General features: G+C 71.1%; 16 protein-coding genes. 8 read left to right on the forward strand and 8 right to left on the reverse strand.

Annotation, left to right across the window (positions count from 1 at the left end):
* Positions 1–5 precede the first annotated feature (5 nt).
* A complete protein-coding gene (locus AB0P17_RS09230; RefSeq protein WP_365809043.1) occupies positions 6–1,430 on the reverse strand; it encodes an NAD(P)/FAD-dependent oxidoreductase in 1,425 nt (474 codons plus the stop codon).
* Positions 1,431–1,727: 297 nt separating this feature from the next.
* On the opposite strand from AB0P17_RS09230, the gene AB0P17_RS09235 reads away from it, so the two are divergent.
* Entirely contained in the window at positions 1,728–1,961 is a 234-nt protein-coding gene (locus AB0P17_RS09235; RefSeq protein WP_365809045.1) for a hypothetical protein, read from the forward strand.
* Positions 1,962–1,975: 14 nt separating this feature from the next.
* Here AB0P17_RS09235 and AB0P17_RS09240 read toward each other — a convergent pair whose 3' ends face one another.
* The 4 genes from AB0P17_RS09240 to AB0P17_RS09255 form a co-directional block, all read right to left on the reverse strand.
* On the reverse strand, positions 1,976–2,836 hold the full coding sequence (locus AB0P17_RS09240) for an inositol monophosphatase family protein (protein ID WP_365809047.1): 861 nt from the start codon (positions 2,834–2,836) through the stop codon (positions 1,976–1,978).
* A gap of 164 nt (positions 2,837–3,000) precedes the next feature.
* On the reverse strand, positions 3,001–4,815 hold the full coding sequence (locus AB0P17_RS09245) for a gamma-glutamyltransferase (RefSeq protein WP_365809049.1): 1,815 nt from the start codon (positions 4,813–4,815) through the stop codon (positions 3,001–3,003).
* A 157-nt stretch (positions 4,816–4,972) separates the two neighbouring features.
* The gene (locus AB0P17_RS09250; RefSeq protein ID WP_365809051.1) at positions 4,973–5,476 is read right to left on the reverse strand and encodes a GNAT family protein; all 504 of its coding nucleotides are present in this window, start codon (positions 5,474–5,476) and stop codon (positions 4,973–4,975) included.
* 107 nt (positions 5,477–5,583) lie between these two features.
* A complete protein-coding gene (locus tag AB0P17_RS09255) occupies positions 5,584–6,522 on the reverse strand; it encodes an AraC family transcriptional regulator (protein ID WP_365809053.1) in 939 nt (312 codons plus the stop codon).
* A gap of 101 nt (positions 6,523–6,623) precedes the next feature.
* On the opposite strand from AB0P17_RS09255, the gene AB0P17_RS09260 reads away from it, so the two are divergent.
* Positions 6,624–7,565: an MBL fold metallo-hydrolase gene (locus AB0P17_RS09260; RefSeq protein WP_365809055.1), complete on the forward strand. Its 942-nt coding sequence runs from the start codon at positions 6,624–6,626 to the stop codon at positions 7,563–7,565.
* A 182-nt stretch (positions 7,566–7,747) separates the two neighbouring features.
* On the opposite strand, the gene map is transcribed toward AB0P17_RS09260, so the two are convergent.
* Positions 7,748–8,518, reverse strand: a complete 771-nt coding sequence (gene map, locus AB0P17_RS09265; RefSeq protein ID WP_365809057.1) for a type I methionyl aminopeptidase — start codon at positions 8,516–8,518, stop codon at positions 7,748–7,750.
* 202 nt (positions 8,519–8,720) lie between these two features.
* Positions 8,721–9,563 carry a TetR/AcrR family transcriptional regulator gene (locus AB0P17_RS09270; RefSeq protein ID WP_365809059.1) on the reverse strand — a complete coding sequence of 281 codons (843 nt, stop codon included), beginning with the start codon at positions 9,561–9,563 and terminating at the stop codon, positions 8,721–8,723.
* Between the two features lie 182 nt (positions 9,564–9,745).
* Here AB0P17_RS09270 and AB0P17_RS09275 point away from each other — a divergent pair, with 182 nt between their 5' ends.
* The 6 genes from AB0P17_RS09275 to AB0P17_RS09300 all read left to right on the forward strand — a co-directional run bounded on the left by AB0P17_RS09275 (position 9,746) and on the right by AB0P17_RS09300 (position 15,045).
* Complete coding sequence (locus tag AB0P17_RS09275; protein WP_365809144.1) at positions 9,746–11,356, forward strand: CocE/NonD family hydrolase; 1,611 nt, start codon at positions 9,746–9,748, stop codon at positions 11,354–11,356.
* A gap of 181 nt (positions 11,357–11,537) precedes the next feature.
* Positions 11,538–12,401, forward strand: coding sequence for a helix-turn-helix transcriptional regulator (locus AB0P17_RS09280; RefSeq protein WP_365809061.1), 864 nt, complete (start codon positions 11,538–11,540; stop codon positions 12,399–12,401).
* Positions 12,398–12,601: a DUF397 domain-containing protein gene (locus AB0P17_RS09285; protein WP_365809063.1), complete on the forward strand. Its 204-nt coding sequence runs from the start codon at positions 12,398–12,400 to the stop codon at positions 12,599–12,601. The genes AB0P17_RS09280 and AB0P17_RS09285 overlap by 4 nt, the downstream gene beginning before the upstream one ends.
* 236 nt (positions 12,602–12,837) lie before the next feature.
* Positions 12,838–13,302 (forward strand): hypothetical protein, encoded by a 465-nt coding sequence (locus tag AB0P17_RS09290; protein WP_365809065.1) that lies wholly within the window; start codon positions 12,838–12,840, stop codon positions 13,300–13,302.
* Positions 13,299–14,105, forward strand: coding sequence for a hypothetical protein (locus AB0P17_RS09295; RefSeq protein ID WP_365809067.1), 807 nt, complete (start codon positions 13,299–13,301; stop codon positions 14,103–14,105). The genes AB0P17_RS09290 and AB0P17_RS09295 overlap by 4 nt, the downstream gene beginning before the upstream one ends.
* Before the next feature lie 25 nt (positions 14,106–14,130).
* The gene (locus AB0P17_RS09300) at positions 14,131–15,045 is read left to right on the forward strand and encodes a transporter substrate-binding domain-containing protein (protein ID WP_365809069.1); all 915 of its coding nucleotides are present in this window, start codon (positions 14,131–14,133) and stop codon (positions 15,043–15,045) included.
* Positions 15,046–15,078: 33 nt separating this feature from the next.
* Here the strand turns inward: AB0P17_RS09300 and AB0P17_RS09305 are convergent, their stop codons facing one another.
* Positions 15,079–16,365, reverse strand: a complete 1,287-nt coding sequence (locus AB0P17_RS09305) for an alpha-L-fucosidase (RefSeq protein WP_365809070.1) — start codon at positions 16,363–16,365, stop codon at positions 15,079–15,081.

Here is a 16,365-nt window from a genome sequence, read left to right on the forward strand (position 1 = left end):
CGGTCTCAGCCGCGGCCCTGGGACCGCAGCCGCCGCCACACCGCCTTCGCCGCGTTGTGTCCGGACATGCCGTGCACCCCGGGCCCCGGCGGCGTCGCGGAGGAGCAGAGGAAGACCGCGGGGTGCGCGGTGGCGTACGGGAAGAGGGAGATCTTGGGGCGCAGCACGAGCTGGAGCCCCGAGGCGGCGCCGCACGCGATGTCCCCGCCCACGTAGTTGGCATTACGGTCGGCCAGCTCGGGCGGGCCCGCGGTGGCGCGGGCCAGGACGCGGTCGCGGAAGCCGGGCGCGAAGCGCTCTATCTGCCGCTCGACGGCGTCCGTGAGGTCGCCGTCCCAGCCGTTCGGGACATGGCCGTACGCCCAGAAGACCTGCTTGCCCTCGGGCGCCCGGGAGGGGTCGGCGAGGCTGGGCTGGGCGGTGATCAGGAAGGGTGTGCCGGGTGCCTGGCCGCCGGACGCCTGGCGCAGGGCGAGCCCGATCTCCCCGCTGGTGGGGCCGATCTGGACGGTGCCGGCGCGGCGGGGCTCCTCGGCGGTCCACGGGACGGGTCCGTCGAGGGCGTAGTCGATCTTGAAGGTGCTCGCGCCGTACCGGTAGCCGTCGTAGACCCGGCCGAGGCCGGCGATCCTGGCGAGCGCGGTCGGGGAGGTGTCGAAGACATAGGCGCGGGCGGGTGGCAGGTCGTCCAGCCGCTTCACCTCGTACCCGGTGTGGATCGTGCCCCCCAGGTCGCGGAGGTACCCGGCGAGCGCGTCGGAGATCGACTGGGAGCCGCCGCGCGCCGCGGGCCAGCCCCCGGCGTGCGCGGCGAGGGCGAAGAGCAGCCCGACGGCGCCGGTCGCGAAGCCGTTCAGCGGGGCGATCACATGGGCGACGAGCCCGGCGAACAGGGCCTTCGCCGGCTCGTCGCGGAAGCGGCGCGTCAGCCAGGTCGAGGGCGGCAGGCCGGTGAGGCCGAAGCGGGCGAGTGTGACGGGGTCGCGGGGCAGCGCGGTCAGCGGCAGGGACATGAAGTCCCGCGTCAAGGTCTCCCACTTGCCGAGGTAGGGCGCGACGAGCCGGCGGTACGCGCCGGCGTCGCGCGGGCCGAAGGAGGCGGCGGTCTCGGCGACGGAACGGGAGAGCACGGCGGCCGTCCCGTCGTCGAAGGGGTGCGCCATGGGCAGCTCCGGGTGGACCCAGTCCAGGCCGTACCGGTCGAGCGGCATGGTCCTGAAGACGGGCGAGCCGATCCCCAGCGGGTGGACGGCGGAACAGGGGTCGTGCCGGAATCCGGGGAGCGTCAGCTCCTCCGTCCTGGCCCCGCCGCCCACCGTGTCCTTGGCCTCGAACACGGCCACGGAGAAACCGCGCCTGGCCAACTCGACCGCGGCGGTCAGCCCGTTGGGGCCCGCCCCCACGACGACGGCGTCGAGCATCGACGTCACCTCGGACTCCTTTGTCTGCCGATGGCAAGGACTCCAGGATATTCCCGGGCACCGACAGCCCGACGGCGGGTACGGTCCGCGCACGATCAGCGGACCACGGCGGGCGCGTCAGGACACCACCCCGACCACCCTCACCTTGCGCACCCGATCCACTACCCTTCGTCACGACACCTGCTCGGCCGGATACAGAGGTCCGCCGTGGCATCGGAACCGAAGGGATTCTCCGAGTGAACCGCATGCGCACCGCACTCGCCGGGTTCGGCAACTGTCCGGCCCCGGCGGGCGCGTAACACCGTCATGGACCGCCACGCACTGCGGGCCGCGCTGAGCGCGGCAGGGGTACCCGACGACTACTACCGCATCGAGGGGGTCCATGAACCGGCCCCCACCCCCGTCGACTTCCTCTTCGTACGGCGGACCGCCGACGGGGCGTGGGAGACCGGCGCGTACGAACGCGGGACGAGCGAGACCATCGCCCGTCACCCGAGCGAGGCGGCGGCCTGCGAGCACCTGCTGCGTCTGCTCGCCTGACCCGCCCGCGCCGCTCAGGCCCCGGCCAGCAGCCGCTCCCGCACCCGCTCCGCCGTCGCCCGGTCCCTGGCGGCCGTGAACGGGAGCGCGTTGCCGCCCGTGACGCGGTACGGCTCGCCGGTCAGCGTCGCGTGCGCGCCGCCGGCCTCCGTCACCAGCAGCAGGCCCGCCGCGTGGTCCCACGCCAGCTCCCAGCTGAAGGCCACCGCGTCGAGCGCGCCGCGCGCCACCGCCAGATACTCCAGCCCGGCCGCACCGCACGGGCGGGCCTCGACACCCTCCCCGCGCAGCCCCAGCAGGGCGTGCTTCTGCTCGGGCGTGGTGTAGTCCGGGTGGGACATCGCCACCCGCAGCGGCGCGGCGGGCGCGGGCGGTCCCGGGCGCAGCGGGGCGCCGTCGAGGACGGCGCCCCGGCCGCGTACCGCGATCGCCATCTCGTCCAGCGCCGGCGCGTACGTCCACGACGCCACCAGCTCGCCGCCCTGCGCGAGGGCGACGAGGGTGCAGAAGCCGTCCTCGCCGCGGATGAACTGGCGGGTGCCGTCGACCGGGTCCACGATCCATACGGGCGCGTCGCCGTGGAGCGCCTCGTACCGCGCCGGGTCCGCGTGGACGGCCTCCTCGCCGACCACGGCGGAGCCGGGGAGCAGCGCGGTGAGCGCGGCGGTGAGATGCGCCTCCGCGCGGCGGTCCGCGATCGTCACGAGGTCGTGCGGGGCGCTCTTCTCGGCTATCTCGTGCGCGGCGAGCCGCCGGTGGCGGGGCATGATCTCGTCCGCCGCGGCCTTGCGCACCGCTTCCTCCACGGCGGAGACCTGGACGTCCCGAGCCGTCCCGCGCAGGGGAACCGTTCCGTACACCGAGTCATCGATCATGTGTCCAGCCAACCATGGACCACTGACATCCGGCAGTCGGGAGGGTGGCGGGGAGATGCCGGACGCGACGGGCCGGAGCCGGGAGGCCAAGGACGAAATGGTGAACGGCCCGGGCCGGAGCCGGTCGTCCGGCCCGGCGGCCGACCGGCCCGGCGGCCGACCCGTCAGCGTCCCACGGCGTATCCCTGCATGCCGCGCGGGTTGGCCGCGGCGGAGAGGACGCCGGTCTCCGGGTCCCTGGCGACTGCGCAGAGCCGCCCCTCCGACCAGGCGTCCCCGACGGTGACGTCGTGGCCGCGGTGGCGCAGTCCGGCGATGACGTCGGGGTCCGTGCGTGCCTCGACGGTGACGCTGCCCGGCCGCATGGCGCGCGGGTGGAAGGAGCCGGGGAAGCTGTCGTTGTGCCAGTTGGGGGCGTCGATGGCGCCCTGGAGGTCGAGCCCGCCGCGGACCGGCGGCCGCAGGGCGAGCGCGAGGAAGAAGTGGAGCTGCCACTGGTCCTGCTGGTCGCCGCCGGGGGTGCCGAAGGCCACGACGGGGACGCCGTCGCGCAGGGCGAGGGACGGGGTGAGCGTGGTGCGGGGGCGGCGGCCGGGGGTCAGCGAGTTCGGCAGGCCGGGGTCGAGCCAGGCCATCTGGAGGCGGGTGCCGAGCGGGAAGCCGAGTTCGGGGACGACCGGGTTGGACTGGAGCCAGCCGCCGCTGGGGGTGGCGGCGACCATGTTGCCCCAGCGGTCGACGACGTCGAGGTGGCAGGTGTCGCCCCGGGTGGCGCCGTCCGTGGCGACGGTGGGCTCGCCGGCGCCCGCCGCCGGGGCGCCCGGCGGACCGTAGCCGGGCTCGCCCGCGGCGACGGCGCGGGCGTGGGCGCTGAGCACGGGCTCGCGTCCGTCCGGGCTGCCGGGGCGCAGCTCGTACGAGGCCCGCTCGCCTATCAGGGCGCGGCGGGCGGTGTTGTACGGCTCGGACAGCAGCGTGTCGAGCGGTACGGGGGCGGCGTCGCCGTACCAGGCCTCCCGGTCGGCCATGGCGAGCTTGCACCCCTCGACGAGGAGGTGGACGTACTCGGCCGAGCCGTAGCGGGGCAGATCGGCGGCGCGGGCGGGCAGCAGGGCGAGTTGCTGGAGGAGGACGGGCCCCTGGCTCCAGCCGCCCGCCTTGCAGAGGGTCCAGCCGTTCCAGTCGTAGGTGACGGGTTCCTCGTACGTGGCGGACCAGCCGGCCAGATCGGCGGCGGCCAGGGTGCCGGCGTGACGGGAGCCGCTGGTGTCCATGGCGGGACGGGCCGAGTGGGCGAGGATCGCCTCGGCGATGAAGCCGGTACGCCAGATCTCCCGGGCGGCGTCGATCTCGGCGGCCCGGTCACCGGCCCCGGCGGCCTCGGCCTCCGCGATCAGCCGGCGCCAGGTGGCGGCGAGCACGGGGTTACGGAACAGCTCGCCGGGGGCGGGGGCCTTGCCGCCGGGGAGATAGACGTCGGCCGAGGAGGTCCACTCCGTCTCGAAGAGTTGACGGACGCTCTCGACGGTCTGGCCGACGCGTTCGACGGGGGCGTGGCCGTCCTCGGCGTAGCCGATGGCGTACCGCAGCACCGCGGCGAGGGACTTGGTGCCGTGGTCGCGCAGCAGCACCATCCAGGCGTCGAAGGCGCCGGGCACGGCGGCGGCGAGCGGCCCGGTGCCGGGGACGAGGTCGAGTCCGAGGGAGCGGTAGTGCTCGATGGTGGCGCCCCGGGGCGCGGGGCCCTGTCCGCAGAGCACCCGGACCTCACCGCCGGCCGGGGCGAGGATGATCGGCACCTCGCCCGCGGGACCGTTGAGATGTGGTTCGACGACGTGGAGGACGAAGCCCGCGGCGACCGCGGCGTCGTACGCGTTACCGCCGTCCTCCAGTACGGCCATCGCCGACTGTGAGGCGAGCCAGTGGGTGGAGGACACCATGCCGAAGGTGCCCTGGAGGGTCGGTCGGGTGGTGAACATACGGCCTCTCACCTCGCTGTTGAGTACATCGGCCCGGATGACGGGCGCTCAGGACGGGCCCTGGGGAGAATCCGGGGAGTCTGTGCCGGGGTTCCCCTTCTTTCACTCCCCCAGCAGGCTATCGATCACCCTGCCGCCCGGAGGCGGCGCCGGCGCCTCACGCTGATCGCGGCATGCTCATCTGCATCGCCGACCAGGACGTGCCCGCGAACTGCTCCACGTCGCGAAGTACGCGATCGCACACGAAGCCCAGCCCTTCATAGAGGCGGATCGCGCTGGAGTTGTCGGTCCAGACCCCCAGTTCGACCCGCTCCAGGCCCAGCTCCCCGAATGCGGTGGCCAGCACACTGGCGAGCATCGCGGCGCCAACCCCCTTGCCTCGGGCTTCGGGCGCCACGATGACCCGTCCGATCCGGCCGCCGGACCTCTCCGCGTCGAACCGCACCGAGGCATGGCCCACAACCTGGTCACTGGCCACATCGATCGCCATCCAGCTCCGGCGTAGCGGCGTCGCGGACTCAGCCGCGTACTCGGCAAGCTGCCGCTCGTCCAACGGCCAGCTGAAGCCGATGCCGGACCATGTCCACAGCTCAACGGGTCCGTCGATCCACGCCGCGAGCAGCCGGCCATCGGCGAGCGTGAATTCCCGCAGCTCAATCACCGATCAGCGCTCGGTGCAGAACCATCGTCATGGCCCAGACCCTATAGGCCCCGGTCTCCGAGTGCCCCTCCCCCATGCTCCGTTGAGGTCTGACCGGGTTCCTGCTGTCAGTCTGTTTTGACATCGGCGGATCGTCCCACGGCCTGCGCTCGATACCGCCCCGGTGTGGTGCCGAACTCCCTTTGGAAGGCGTGTGAGAGCGCGTACGGGCTGCCGTAGCCGACTTGGCCGGCGATGGTGGCCAGGGTGTCCGGGGTGTCGCGGAGCAGGGTGGCGGCGCGGATCACGCGCCACCAGGTGAGGTACGCCATCGGAGGGCGGCCGACCAGGGTGGTGAACCGGCGTGCCAGGGTGGGACGGGAGACACCCGCCTCCGCCGCCAGACGGTCATTGCTCCACGGCGCGGCCGGGTTCGAATGCAGCGCCCGCAGGGCGGCGGCCGCCACCGGGTCGCCCAGTACGCGGGGCCAGGCTCCGCTGGGGGCCTCTGTCATCCAGGCGCGGATCATGTAGACGAGGAGGAGGTCGAGCAGGCTCGGGAGCGCCACGCAGGAGCCGGGTCGCGTCTCGTCCAGCTCACCGGCGAGCAGATCGATGGCGGCACGGAGTTCGAGGTGGCTGCTTACTCGGCTGGGAAGGTGGACGACCTCAGGCAGCTCTGCCATGAGCGGGTGCATGCGGCTGCAGTCGAGCCAGTACTTGCCGCAGAGCAGCTCCGTCTCGTAGCGAGCCGACTGGGTTCGCGGCTCTGTCCCCACAAGCCATTGCTCGAACGGCACCGCCTCGTTCTTCGCGACCGCCGAATCGACCGGAGAATCTGCGATCACATGGCCTGTGCCATGGGGCAACAGCACCGCGTCACCCACGCCGAGAGGTATGGGGGCGCCGCCGTCGGTCAGTAGCCAGCAGTGGCCCTTGAGAACGACATAGATGCCCGCGCCGTCGTACGGGTCCAGTCGCGCGCACCAGCTCCCGCTTGTCCGCAGCCGGTGGAACCAGGGGTGCCCGAGGTGCACGGCAGAGATCGCATCGCTCACCACATCCATCCATCGAGGATATCTGTCGTATGAAGGGTGAGACGGATTCGTATCTTCTTGAGCCGGATGCGCATTGAGACGATCGTTGGACCTTCCTTAAGGTCGGTCACGTGACGAACGAGAACAAGAGTATGCAGGGCATGATGCTGGGAGACGTCGAGGTCATCCGGGTTGTCGAGTGGCACGAACCCTTCCTGCCCACCTCCGGCATGTTCCCGGGAGCTGCCGCCGATGTCTGGAAGGACAACAAGGACTGGCTGGCACCGGATCACTGGGAGCCGGACGGTGATTTGGCGGTGCTTGCTCTGCAGAGCTGGGTGCTGCGCAGCGCGGGCCGGACCGTCCTGATCGACACCGGAGCGGGGAACGGGCGCGAGCGGCCGGGCATGGGGCCGTTCCACCACTCCCGGAGTGATTTCCTCGGCCTCCTGGCGGAGGCCGGTGTCCGCCCGCAGGACGTCGACGTCGTGGTCAACACCCACCTCCACGTCGACCACGTCGGCTGGAACACCGTCGACGCGGACGGGCAGTGGGTACCGGCGTTCCCCAACGCCCAATACCTCATTCCGGCTGCCGACGACCTCCACTACGGTCCGGACAACGCGTACGGGAACGGCGCGCAGGAGGTCGACCGCCTGATCTACGAAGACAGCATCGCGCCCATCCACCAGGCTGGACAGGGTGTGCTGTGGGACGGCCTCCACCGCATCGACGAACACCTCACCCTGGAGTCCGCACCCGGTCACACTCCCGGCTCATCCGTGCTGCGACTCGCATCCGGCAGTGACCGGGCGGTCTTCGTCGGAGATCTGCTGCACAGCCCGGTGCAGATCCTGCACCCCTGTTGCAACAGCAGCGCCTGCCTGGCACCGGAACAGGCGGTGGCCAGCCGCCGTCGAATTCTCGGGCGGGCGGCGGACGAAAGGGAGTTGCTCGTTCCCGCGCACTTCGGTGGCGCAGGGGCCCTGGAAGTACGACGCGACGGTGACAGGTTCGCCCTCGGCCCCTGGGCAACAGTCAGCCCGAAGAGGAGTGCCTCCGCCATGGAGTGAGCCCTGCCCTCACCCGCTCACCGCCCGGTCGTCCCGGTGCCGGCCTTCGTGGGCATCGGGGTCGCGGCGACGCAGACCCTGCTCGTCCCGGTGATCGGTGGATTCAAGGGGTCTTTCGGTCCTCTTTGCCCTTGACGGCGTCGGGGTCCCGGAAGGACGGAGGTACGTCCTCACGGCTGCGACTACTGCGGCAGGGTGAGGATTTCCGCTCCGTCGTCGGTGATGGCGATCGTGTGCTCGCTGTGTGCTGTCCGGCAGCCCGTCGCACTTCGGAGCGTCCACCCGTCGGCGTCCGTGACAAGCTGGGCGGTGTCCGCCATGACCCATGGCTCCAGCGCCAGCAGCAGCCCGGGACGCAGTTTGTATCCACGGCCGGGCCGCCCGGTGTTCGCGACGTGCGGGTCCTGGTGCATCGTCGACCCGATGCCATGACCTCCGAACTCGGTGTTGACCGGGTACCCCGCCGCGCCGAGAACCGTGCCGATGGCATGGGAGATGTCGCCGACACGGGCCCCGGGCCCGGCGGCGGCGATCCCCGCGGCCAGCGCGCGTTCGGTCGCGCTGATCAGGGCGACGCTCTGCGGAGTTTTTGTGCTGCCCACGATGAAGCTGATGGCAGCGTCCGCGGCGACTCCGCCCCGGGAGACGGCGAGGTCGAGGGTGAGCAGATCGCCGTCGGCGAGCGTGTAGTCGTGTGGCAGCCCGTGGAGCACGGCGTCGTTGACGGCCGTACAGATGTAGTGGCCGAACGGGCCGCGTCCGAAGGACGGCGCGTAGTCGACGTAACAGGACGACGCTCCCGCCGCGACGATCATTTCCTCGGCCCACCGGTCGATGTCCAGAAGATTCGTGCCGACCGTGCTACGGCTCTTCAGCGTCTGCAGGATGTCACCGACCACGGCGCCGGTGGTTCTCGCCCGGGCCAGCAGGGTGGGGTTGAGGATCTCGATCATGTGGCGCCCTTCTCACGCAACCAATACCTATACCGTCATTACTATACCGGTACGGGAATTGGGGTCATCGCCAGATCGACCTCGCGGATCAAAGGCGCCGAGTTCCGCCTCCCGGTCCGCTCGGGCGGACCCGCGGACGGGGACGCGGGCGGGCACGCGCGACGCCCGCCGATGCCGCCGGCTCGGGCGTCGGCGACCCGGGTCAGAGGGTGTCGAGGCCGTCGGTCAGCCGGTTGAGGAACCGGGTGAAGGTGGCCTCGGGGGTGAGGGAGCGCCCGGGGGCCGCGAGGGCTTCGGCGAGCTCCGGGTGGTGGCCGTCGGCGGCGACGGTGGCGAGATAGCGGGCCTCGGCCGCCAGCCGGTCGGGCGAGCGCGCCGCCGCGGCCTGGGCGAGCTCGTGGCCGACGTGCGCGGCCACGAACGAGGTGAGCTGGGCGAAGATCTCCAGCTTCGCGGAGCCGTCCAGTCCGGTGGGGCGCAGGACGGTGAGCGCGTGTTCCAGGAAGGCCAGGGTGTGGGGCCCGGGGGTGCGGCGGGTGGACAGGGCGGTGGGCAGCCAGGGGTGGCGCAGCATGAGGGCGCGCTGGAGGTGACCGATGACCTTGAGGTCCGCGCGCCAGTCGCCGGTCGGCGCGGGGACGGTCAACGGAGCGCCGCTGGAGAGTCGTTCGGCGCCGGTCGGCGGTTCGCCATCGGTCGGCGGTTCGCCGTCGGCCGGTAGTTCGGCGCCGATCCGGGGTCCCTCATCGGTCAGCGGTTCACCGCCGGTCCGCAGTTCGCCGCTGACGTGGTCGACCATCAGCTCCAGCAGCGTTCCCTTGTCGGGGGCGTAGCTGTAGAGCGACATCACGCTGACGCCGACCTGCGAGGCGACCCTCCGCATGGTGACCGCTTCGAGTCCTTCCGCGTCCGCCAGGACCACGGCCGCCGCGGTGATCGCCTCTCGGCTGTGGGCGGGCCTGCGGCCCCTGCGGGGCTGGGTCGAGCCCAGCCAGAGCCGTTGGGGGTCGACGCCCCCGGCGCCCGGTTGTCCGTCACGGGTCACGGCTCTCGCGCCTCCTTCCCTCGATCACGGCAGCCCCTTGTGGGCGTCATCCAAGCATGCCCTATTCTCGTACACTGTACGTAAATGACGAAGGGGGAACCATGTCATCACGCACGCACGACCCTGTGCCGAAGCCCGCCTGGGCGCCGCCCGCCGGGAAACCACCGCTGTCCGCACGGATGATGAGGGCGACCTGGCGCCGTCTGCCGGCCCGGCAGTACGACGTCGGGTGGGAGCCGGGGCTGGTGGCGCCGGGGGCCGACGGCAGCCCGCTGATCACGGACCACTACTTCCCGCGCGCGGAGGGCGACTTCCCGACCCTTCTCGTGCGCTCGCCGTACGGCAGGGGGCTGCCGTGGTCACCCATGTACGGCCTGCTCTTCGCCGAACAGGGCTTCCACGTGGTCATTCAGAGCTGCCGTGGCACCGGCGGCTCGGGGGGCGAGTTCGATCTGTGGCGCAACGAACCGGCCGACGGCCGGGCCACGGTGTGCTGGCTGCGCGAGCAGCCGTGGTTCAACGGAACGCTGGGGACCATCGGCCCCAGCTACCTGGGCTACACCCAGTGGGCCCTCGCCCTGGAACCGCCGCCGGAGCTCAAGGCGATGGTGGTGCAGGTCGGTCTGCACGATCCCTACGCCCTGTTCCACGCGGACGGCGTGCTCCGCCTGGAGACCGCGCTCGCCGTCGGCGCGGGCATGACGTACCAGCACCAGGGGATGGCACCGTTCCTCAAGTCCACCCTGCGCCTCCAGCGCCGGCTGCGCGACGTCGTCACCGCGCGGCCGCTGCGCGGTGCGTACGTACCCGCCCTCGGGGGCGAAGTCCCCTGGCTGGACGGTGTGATGGCGCACCCGGACGCCGAGGATCCGTACTGGACCAGCGCCGCACTGACGGAGGCGGCGCGGACCCTGCGCGTGCCCACCGCGCTGATCAGCGGATGGCAGGACGCCCTGGTCGACCAGACCTTCGAGCAGTACGGCAGGCTCCGGCGGGCCGGCTGCGAGACCGCCCTGCTCGTCGGCCCCTGGACCCACGCCTCGGCACTGCAGCAGGGGTGGCCCGAGGTGTTCGCCGAGAGCCTCGCGTGGCTGCGCGCGCACCTGTGCGACGACCCCTCCGGGCTGCGTACCACCCGGGTACGCGTGCACGTCGGCGGCGAGGACCGCTGGCGCGACCTCGACGACTGGCCGCCGGCCCCGGCCGCCGACGCCTCCTGGCATCCCTCCCCGGAGGGGGGACTCGTACGGCAGCCCTCCGAGGACTCCCGGCCGCTGGTCTCGTTCCGCTACGACCCGGCCGACCCCACCCCGTCCGTCGGCGGCCCTCTGCTCTCCCCCTCCGCCGGTTCCCGGGACAACGGGGCCCTGGAGGCCCGGGACGACGTCGTGACATTCACCGGTCCTCCGCTGACCGAGCCCCTGGACGTCCTCGGCCCGGTCTCCGCGCGGTTGAGCGTCTCCACGGACACCGGTCACGCCGACATCTTCACCCGCCTGTGCGACGTGGACGCGGAAGGCCGCTCCGTCAACGTCTGCGACGGACTGGGCCGGTTGCGGACAACCGGGCAGGAACCCGCGCGGGTCACCGTGCCGATGAGCTCGACCGCCCACCGTTTCGCGGTCGGTCACCGCATACGCTGGCAGATCAGCGGGGGCGCCCACCCCCGGTACGCCCGCAGTCCCGGCACCGGGGAGTCACCGGTGGAGGCCACCACTTTCACACCGGTGCGCCTCACCCTCCACGCCGACTCGGCGCTGATGCTCGCCGCCGGCGGCGGCGAGCCCGCGTAACCGCGGAAGCGCGCGGTACTGTCACCGGCGGCACACTGCCCACACGGTCTTCCCGCCGGGAGAGTGCGGCCCGATACCCCAGTCGTCGGCCAGAAACCCCACAAGGAGGCTTCCGGCCGTGACCTCGCCGGCGCCCGGTCGGTGATCGGAACGGTGACGAGTGCGAGGCGGGTGGTACGGCATGACGGAACAGCCGGAGGGTGGCACGGAGGACCCGGCGGGCTCGGAGGAGGTGGCGGACCTGTTCCGCGCCATCGGGCGACAGGTCAAGGTCGCGCGGGAACGAGCCGGAATGAGCCAGAAGGAACTGGGGAAGCGGGTCGGGTACGGGGAGGAACAGATCTCGTCCCTGGAGCGGGGACGCCGGACACCGCAACCGGAGTTCCTGGTGACGGTGGACGAACTGCTCGACTGCGGCGGGCTGCTGGCGGTAGCGGCGGAGGATGTGGAGCGGGCGAAGACGCGGCGGCGGGTACGGCATCCGGAGTGGTTCCGGGACTACGCGGCGCTGGAGGCGAAGGCGGTGGAGCTGTGTTATTACGCGGCGCTCGCCCTGCCAGGCCTTCTCCAGACGGAGGAGCACGCGCACGCGGTCTTTGCCAGCCGTCGGCCGTTGCTCGACGAAGAGACCATCGAGCAACGGGTGACGGACCGGCTGGCGCGGCAACAGATCCTGACGTGTTGGCCGTCACCGCTCGTCTCGTTCACCATTGAGGAGTCCGTTCTGCAACGGCCTACCGGATCAACAGCCGTTCAGAGTGACCAGCTGCGTCGGCTGCTCGCCGTGGCATCGCTACGCAACGTGGAACTTCAGGTCATGCCCACGAACCGTCCGGATCATCCGAGCCTGGGTGGCCCGTTCACGTTGCTCACCCCGAAAGGGAAGCCACAGATCGGGTATGTGGAAGTCCAGAACTTCAGCCGACTCGTGACGGATCCGGAGGAGGTCCGTATGCTGGCCGCGCGTTATGGGAGCGTCCGTGCCCAGGCCCTCACCCCGAGCGAGTCCCTGGCCTTGATCGAGAAGTTGCTGGGAGATCAATGAGCACCGAACAGCCCGTAAAGCTCAGGTGGTTCAAGAGCACGTACAGCAGCGGAGAAGGCGGCGAGTGCGTCGAGGTCGCCGCCGGCCGCGCCACGATCCACGTACGGGACTCCAAGGAGCGCGGCGGCCCGCAACTCGCCTTCGCGTCCCGTGCGTGGGCCGGATTCGTCACCGCCGTCGGACGGGGCCGGTCCTACTGACCAGCGGCCTGTACGCGCCCCAGGCCTCGCGGGCCTCTGCCATACGGTCGTGGACGTCGAGAATGATGTCCCGGATACAGGAGTGCGAGGGCAGGCACGTACAGGATCAGACCTCACACACGCCCGCACAAAGCCATGGCCGGCACATCTGTCAGCGGCATCAACAACCCTTTACCATAGACGCGTTGACAGTGTTGAAGCAGCGCACTCGATCAAGGCCGGGGGCGGGAGCGTCCATGACCAGTCTTCCTGAAATCTCCGCTGAACTCGCCACCTATTTCTCGCTGGCGGCCGAGACCTTGGGTGCCGCCATGGTGGCGAGTGCCGCGCAGCGTGTCGCGGACGGGTCGATCGACGCGGGCCAGGGCTACTTTCGCAGGCTCTTCCGCCGTGGCGGCGGCGAGGACACCCCGATCGCCCTGCCCGAGGGCCGCAGCGAAAACCGCGCCGACCAGCTGCTCGGCGCACTCTCCCCCGAGGACAGGCAGCGGCTGGCCGAGGCCCTGACGACGTGGCTCGGCGAGCAGGGGGACGGCCGTCCGGACGAGGCCCGCCTGGCGGAGCTCATGGCCGCTGCCGAGGCGCCCACCCGCACGTACCACGTCACAGCCCACGGACCGAACTCCGCCGCCATCGGCTCGGTGGGGGACGGCGCCACCTTCCACTTCGGCGGAGGCAATCGTCACGGGGACAGACCGTGAACTCCGTCGGCCCCGGTGCGGGCGGAAGCCCCGAGGCCGGCAACGTCAGCTCCAGTGGCGTCGGCTCGTCCGCGTTCGGGTCGGTCGGTGACAACGCCACGTTCAAATGGGAGCTCAAGCGGCCGTTGACGCACGTCGCATGGCTCCCTGTGTCCGCCTGTCTCGTCATCGCCGCGACCGTCGGCTTCGCCGTGTTCGCCGTCGCCCGGTGGCCCGGCGGCCCGCAGATCCAGTATGTGTGGGCCTATGTCCTCGCGGCCCTCGCCCTGCTGATCGCCGGTGCCGCGGCCCTGTACCCGGCCGACCGGACCGGGCAGATCCGCGACGCCGCGCAGCAGGCCGCCGACACGCGGCGGCGCGGAGTGGTCCGCGCCATCCTCGTCGGCGCCGCCGCGCTCTGCTGCGGTAGCGGAGCGCTCGCCTGGGTGGACGTCGACCGCACCGGCGAGTACGACGTGGAGATGGCCATCGAGGGCATCCAGCCCGTGGACGACACCGGCGGCACACTCACGGTGGAGATGGCACGGCCGGCCTCCGGCGACGTACGGGACAGGCTGCGCCTGACGCTGACCATCGTCGACAACGATCCGAGCACACCCACCTGCGTCGGCCGGACCACGGCGACGATCAACGCCCTCACCTCGGGCATCACCCCGAACGCGCGGAAGGTGCCCGCGCAGTCGACCGTCGACTTCGACCTCGGAGGGCGCCAGGGAGCGGTCCGGTTCGCGGTCGACATGCGGCCGAAGACCGGCTGCTCCATGCGCCTTGCGCAGGCCCGTGGAACGCTGCACAACAACTGAGCCCAGACGACTGCGAGGACCGTTCATGGACAGAACCCTGCGCCGTTCCCGCACGATCCGCACGGGGGCCGCCGTGGCGGCCCTTGCGGGAGCTTCCCTGGCCGGCTGCTCCTCGGAGCCCACGTCGCTGTTCGCCGAAGGGAGGATCGAGGTCGGTGCCAAGAGCGACCAGCCGGGCACGAGCTACTCGCCCCACGACGGCGAGTTCAACGGGTTCGACGTCACGGTCGCCCGGGAGGTGCTCGACAGGGTGGGGGTCAAGTCCCCCGATTTCGAAGGCGTCCTGTCCAAGAACCGGGCCCGCGCCCTGCATGAGGGGGACGTCCAGCTCGTCGCGGCCACCTACTCGATCACGAAGGACAGGATGACGCCGAAGTCGAAATCGGGAGACGGTGAGGGGCTCGACTTCGTGGGCCCCTACGCGTCCACCCAACAGGGCATCCTTGTCAGATCCGAGGACTCAGGGAACTACAAGAGCCTGAGGGACCTCAGCGGACGCCTCGTCTGCGTCTGGCAAGGCACCACCTCCGCGGCGGTGCTGGGGGGAAAGGCGTACGGCGACATCCCCACCGTCACGGAGACGGACGCGCGGGACTGTGTCAGAAAACTGCGGGAGGGTGCCGTCGACGCCGTCTCCACCGACCAGCTGATTCTCTACGGATTCATGGAGGACGACTCCAGTCTCACCGTTGAACGGGCCCTGACGTTCGGCCCGTTCAACGACTACGGCATCGCCATGGCCAAGGGCCACCGCGAGGACTGCAAGAAGCTCCAGCAGGCCCTCATGGACTACGCGGGCAGCAACGACTGGGACCGGGACTTCCAGAACAATCTGCCCCGTGTCCCCAAGGCCTCCCGCGACGAGGCCAGGCCCACCGATGACGACATCGAGACCTACTCCTGCCGCGACAAGCCGGGCAACGCGAAGGTCGACGACTGACAGCCGTTCCCGGGCCCGGCCCCACCCGGACGGTCAGGCGTCCTCCTTCAGGAACAGTTCGACGACGGGGACGGCCACGTCGGGGCGGATGATCGGCAGGGTGAGGGTCAGGGTGCCCGCGGGCTGGCCGCCGAGGCCGGTGGTGAGGGCCTTCACCGAGGGGTCGATCTCGCGGAACGGGATCTCCGAGGCATCGTTGAGGAGCTGCGCGTACGCCACCTTGCCGCCGAGCCCCGGCAGGTGCAGGTGCTCGAAGGGCCAGGCGAAGAGGTGCAGGTAGAGGCGGTTGCCGCGCTGGGTGTAGCGGGTGTCGGCCGGGGCGCGGAAGGGGGCGGGGCCGGCGCCGCGGATGGAGCGTTCGTGGCGGCGCATCCACTCCCCCATGCCCTCCAGGGCCGTGACCGCCGTCGCGTCGAACTCGCCGCGTCCGGTGGGGCCGACGTTCAGCAGCATGTTGCCGTTGTTCGAGACACCGTCGACGAGCATCCGGACGAGGAGATCGACGCTCTTCACATTGACGTTGTCACGGTCGTACCCCCAGCTGCCGTTGAGGGTCTGGCACGCCTCCCACACCACGGGGACGCCGTCGACCTCCATCGGGCGGTCGGGCTGGTACTGCTCCGGTGTGACGAGGTCGCCGGGGATGTCGAGCCGGTCGTTGACCACGATCTCCGGCTGGAGCCGACGGGTGAGGGCGAGGAGTTCCTCCGCGCCCCAGTCCTCGGCGCCCTTGCCGTTCCACACGTCGTGGTGGTCGTCCTGCTTGTAGGAGAAGTCGTAGAAGAGGTAGTCGATGGTGCCGTACCCGGTCAGCAACTCCTCGACCTGGCCGTGCAGATAGGCCCGGTACCGGTCCATGTCCCGGCCCGTGTTGAGCCGTTCGATCTCCTCGGGAGCGTCGTCGCGGCGCGGGTGGTGGCCGTCGATCGTGAAGTCGGGGTGGTGCCAGTCGATGAGCGAGTGGTAGAAGCCGACGCGCAGCCCCTCGGCGCGTACGGCGTCGACGAACTCGCGGACGAGGTCCTTGCCGATGGGGGTGTTCATCGACGTGTAGTCGGTGAGCTTGGAGTCCCAGAGGCAGAAGCCGTCGTGGTGCTTGGTGGTGAGGACCACGTACCGCATGCCGGCCTTCTTCGCGGCGCGCGCCCACTCCGTGGGGTCGAAGAGGTCCGGCTCGAAGTGGTCGAAGTACCTGTCGTAGTCCGCGTCCGTGATCCGTTCGCGGTTCTTCACCCACTCGTGGCGGGCGGGCAGGGAGTAGAGGCCCCAGTGGATGAACATGCCGAAGCGGTCCTCGGTGAACCAGGCGGGGACAGTCAT

This window comes from Streptomyces sp. NPDC088124 (assembly GCF_040685895.1).
Taxonomy (GTDB): Bacteria; Actinomycetota; Actinomycetes; order Streptomycetales; family Streptomycetaceae; genus Streptomyces.